The sequence below is a fragment of the Mesorhizobium sp. M2A.F.Ca.ET.037.01.1.1 genome (genome assembly GCF_003998075.1).
GTDB lineage: Bacteria > Pseudomonadota > Alphaproteobacteria > Rhizobiales > Rhizobiaceae > Mesorhizobium.
Window position 1 is genome coordinate 1 of sequence record NZ_RZSA01000679.1, and the last position, 3,779, is coordinate 3,779.

Genomic DNA, 3,779 nt, shown 5'->3' on the forward strand with positions numbered 1-3,779 from the left:
CAGCGCCACCGCCTGCCAATAGGCTTCCCGCCGGCCCTCACTCACAGTTCGAACCTCCTGAGCAGGGGAATGCCGATCAGCGCCAGCACCGTCTCCATGAGACGGATCGCCATGCGCCGGCGAAGCGGGAGATGCCCGGCATAGACGGCGTTGTATTCGATCGCCGCGACCGCGCCGCGCCGGCGTTTGAAACCGGCGGCGCCCGCGCTCATGTTGAAGAACAGGCCGCGCGCCGTGGCGTGATCCTGCGCCACCGCCATCATCATGCGGTAAAGCCCGTCGGCCACCGGCAGGCTGGTGTCGTAGCCGACGATCGGCTGGGTCAACGTGCGGCCGTTTTCGAACAAGCCGGTGACGGCGACCAGCTCGCCGCCGGGCCGCCGCAATCCCGCCAGGCTGATGATGCCGCGCCGGTGCATCTCGGCGATATAACGGGCCGTGTAGTGCGGATTGAGCGGCGTGTATTTGTCGAGGTAGAGCATATCGTAGAGCTGCTCGGCGCGGGCATAGTCAGCCTCGCTGAAATCGCCGTTTCCGACCCGCTCGAACGGTGTCGCGCGCAGGCGGGCGCGATCGCGCTTCATGTCGCGCGTCATGGCGGGCGCGGCGCTGCGGTCGGCGAAGATGTAGATTTGACGCGCCGCCAGCATGCGGAACCCCTCGGCCTTCAAGACGGCAATCGTCGCCGGATCGGCGATGTCGTTCAACGAACGGATGACGATGGCGCGATCGGGGAAACGCGCGGTCAAGGCCGAGCGCAGCGACGCGACTGTCGGCCGGTCGAGCAGCGGCATCGGATTGGTCGAATAGAGCCAGTTGTTGACCTGCGCCTGATGGTCGAGGCCGCTTGCCCTGACCAGGGGCGCGCAGGCCCTGATCAACGCGTTGAGCGCGCGCCGCAACAGCGGGTGGGCGGCGAAGTTGCGTGTCTCGTCGATCGCGTAGTCGATATAGGCGCTGGTCGGGCAGCAGATATAGCAGTTGGGCGCATCATCGGCGTCGTTCAGCGTCAGCGGAAAAACGCGGCCGGCAATTTCGAAGGTCTCCACCTTGGTCTTGAGGTTGGCGATGAGATCGCGCACCGGCACCTCGTTGAAGAGGCTTACGAAAGCCGCGACCTTCGCCGGCTTGTTCTCGACGCGGTCGGCCTGCTGCACGGGCCTTTCCATCGTCGCCGCGCCCGTCATCGCGCCAGCTCCAGGCGGCATTCGACGCGGCGCAGCTTGCGGCCTGTTTCCAACGGCAGGGGCGCGCGGACGAGCGTCACGGTGGCGGCGGCCTTTCGCATTTCCAGGAGCGCGCGAACCGCCTGATGCGCGGCCACCGCCGCATCGGTCGGGAGCGTCGGCGCAAGCCTGAACTCGATGCTCTCCGGCCCGGTCTGGACGAGGCGGAAATCGTCGATGCGGCGATCGGCTTTGAGCACCGCATTGCGCAGCACATCGGGCGTGACCAGGATCGGGCCGTCCGGCGACGTGAATCGGAAAGCATCGTCCATGCGGCCGACGATCTCATCGACGCAGCGCAGCGGCGAACCACACCGACAAGGTTCTTTGGACAAGCGCAACAGGTCGTTCATCCTGTAACGGGCCATGATCTGTGTCCGTCGGCGAAAGGCCGTCACCAGCGGCGTCACCAGCCCCTCGCCCGCCGGCTCGAATTCGAAGAAGACGGAGTCTTCGGCAAGATGCAGGCCGCGCTGTCTGCAGGTCACCGCGAACAGGCCTTCGGTCGCCATATAGATCTGATCGAGCGGCAGCCGGAAGAAATTCTCGATAACCGGACGGTCGACCGGATCCAGCGTCTCGGCGGCGGAAAAAACGCGCTTGGGCCGGAGCCTGAAGTCTTCGGCCGCAAAATGCCGCAGGATCTTTGGCGGCGCGATGACGACCGTCGGGTCGAAGGCCTCCAGTTCACCGCGCCAGCTTTCCGGCCCTTTCGTTAGGTCGAAGAAGGCAAGCTTGATCAGGTGCGATGTGCGGGCGCTGTCGTAAAGCCCAGTGTTCTGCGGCAGGATGACGGCGACGCGCATGCCGCGCCAGACAAGGTCGGGCGCCGCCTTGGCGAGGATCGTTCCCAGCCAGCGGTATTTCTCCGCTTCCGAAATCACGAACAGGCCGCGATTGCCGGAGGTGCCTGCGCTGGCGCCGACGGTGAGCGCGCCGGCGCGGCCGTCATGCGCCAGCGTCGCCCAGGCTTGCGCGGCGGTGAGGCCGTGGATGTTGAATTCATCGAAGCGCGCCATCAGCAGCGCCTTGTCGGTGACCGGCAGGTCGGTGAGGCAGGCCGGCGCCTTGCCGTAAAAGGGCGCGCGCGGTAGGTCGCGGTCGAGGAAGCGGCGCAAGGCGCCTGCCTGCCAGCGCTCGAAATCCGCGCGGCTCTTGCGCGACACCCAGCGTGTCAGGGCGAAAGACCCTGCCGCCTCCGCCAGCCCGTTCATGAGACCTCCGGCGCGAGGTCATAAGGCGTCGGCGCGGGATCATGGCAGAGCATCACCTCGCCGCCCGTGCTGAGGAAGCGGCGCAGCATGGCGCTGGTCGGCTCGATCGCCGCCGCATCCTCGGCGATCAGGGTGGCCGGGAAACCGGGCGTGCGGTTCTCGATCAAAGCGGCGAGCAGCCATTGCACGTCGACGGCATAGAGCAGCGGTCGCTCGAGGCGATTGAACAACAGGCCGAACTGGCCATCGGCGTGGCCTGGAAGATCGACAGCGATCACGCTGCCCTCGCCGAAGAGATCCGTGCCGCCCGGCATGTCGCCGCGAGGCTCGATGCGCGGCTTGCCGGATAGTCCGTCGAGCCGCGACTTGAAGTCGGCGGGAAACAATTCGGTGAAGACGCCATGGTGCAAATTCTGGCCCGGCGTGCGCGCCTTGACCCGCGCCCAGGCGGTGTCGCTGGCGATGAAACGCGCGTTGCGGAACAGCGACAGGCCGGAAATGTGGTCGGCGTGAAAATGGGTGACGATGACTGTGCGGATATCGTCAGGCGACAGGCCGAAACGGCGCAGCACCGACAGAACCTGCTCGTCGGCATTGAGCTGAGGTTTCAGCAGCGCGCCGTAGAGCCGAAGCGTCCGGCCGCGCCGCTCGCCGCTCAGCGCTTCCGGCGTGTAGCCGGTGTCGACCAGCACCGGTCCGGCGGCGGGGTGAAAGAACAGCCCGTAGCGGACACGCAGCCTGACGCGTTGCCAGGTGCCGCCGCGCAGGATCAGCCGCTCGGCGGCGTTGACCCAGGCGCTGTTGGCGAAGACGAGCTTCATGGCCTGGCCCGGCCGGCAAAGGTGCGATCGAGCCCTTGTTCGAACGAGATTTTCGGCGCCCAGCCGAGCACCCGTTTCGCCTTGGAAATATCCAGGCTTTGCGCATAGGCGAAGAGGCCGAGCCCATAGCGGGTGACCGGCGGCTCGGGCCGGCCGGGCAACCGCAGCGCCACCGCTTCCATCAAGCCCGCCGCCAGCATCGCCGGCGCGAGGGGCATCGGCCGCCAGCGCGCGTGCAAGCCGGCGCGGATGCAGGCCGCGTCGGCGATGCGGCGGACCGGCAGCATCTCGCCGCCGGAGATGTTGAAGATCCGACCCTCGGCTTCGCCAGGTGCGGCGAGCGCCGCCATCACCGCATCGACGACATCGTCGACATAAGTGAGGTCGATGGCCGCCCGGCCGTCGCGAAACAGCGGCAGCGGCCGGCTCCTTGCCGCCTTGATCAGGCGCGGCAGCAACGCCCGATCGCCCTTGCCGTAGACGCCGCGCGGCCGCAGCACCATAGGATGGATATCGGG

The 3,779-nt window shown here is 67.1% G+C and carries 4 protein-coding genes; all 4 read right to left on the reverse strand.

The annotated features are described in order from the left end of the window. Positions 1–41: 41 nt before the first annotated feature. On the reverse strand, positions 42–1,187 hold the full coding sequence (locus EOA27_RS26790) for a GNAT family N-acetyltransferase (RefSeq protein ID WP_245467152.1): 1,146 nt from the start codon (positions 1,185–1,187) through the stop codon (positions 42–44). Beyond that, complete coding sequence (locus EOA27_RS26795; protein WP_127257666.1) at positions 1,184–2,440, reverse strand: F390 synthetase-related protein; 1,257 nt, start codon at positions 2,438–2,440, stop codon at positions 1,184–1,186. The genes EOA27_RS26790 and EOA27_RS26795 overlap by 4 nt, the downstream gene beginning before the upstream one ends. Next, complete coding sequence (locus EOA27_RS26800; RefSeq protein ID WP_126078233.1) at positions 2,437–3,261, reverse strand: MBL fold metallo-hydrolase; 825 nt, start codon at positions 3,259–3,261, stop codon at positions 2,437–2,439. Before EOA27_RS26800 ends, EOA27_RS26795 begins: the two co-directional genes overlap by 4 nt. Then, positions 3,258–3,779, reverse strand: a 522-nt coding sequence (locus EOA27_RS26805; protein ID WP_127257668.1) for an NAD-dependent epimerase/dehydratase family protein, incomplete at its 5' end; no start/stop codon positions are given. The genes EOA27_RS26805 and EOA27_RS26800, both read right to left, overlap by 4 nt.

Coding starts and splice junctions, on each gene's coding strand:
- EOA27_RS26790 (WP_245467152.1), bottom strand. CDS start 1,187: ATGACGGGCGCGGCGACGATGGAAAGGCCCGTGCAGCAGGCCGACCGC.
- EOA27_RS26795 (WP_127257666.1), bottom strand. CDS start 2,440: ATGAACGGGCTGGCGGAGGCGGCAGGGTCTTTCGCCCTGACACGCTGG.
- EOA27_RS26800 (WP_126078233.1), bottom strand. CDS start 3,261: ATGAAGCTCGTCTTCGCCAACAGCGCCTGGGTCAACGCCGCCGAGCGG.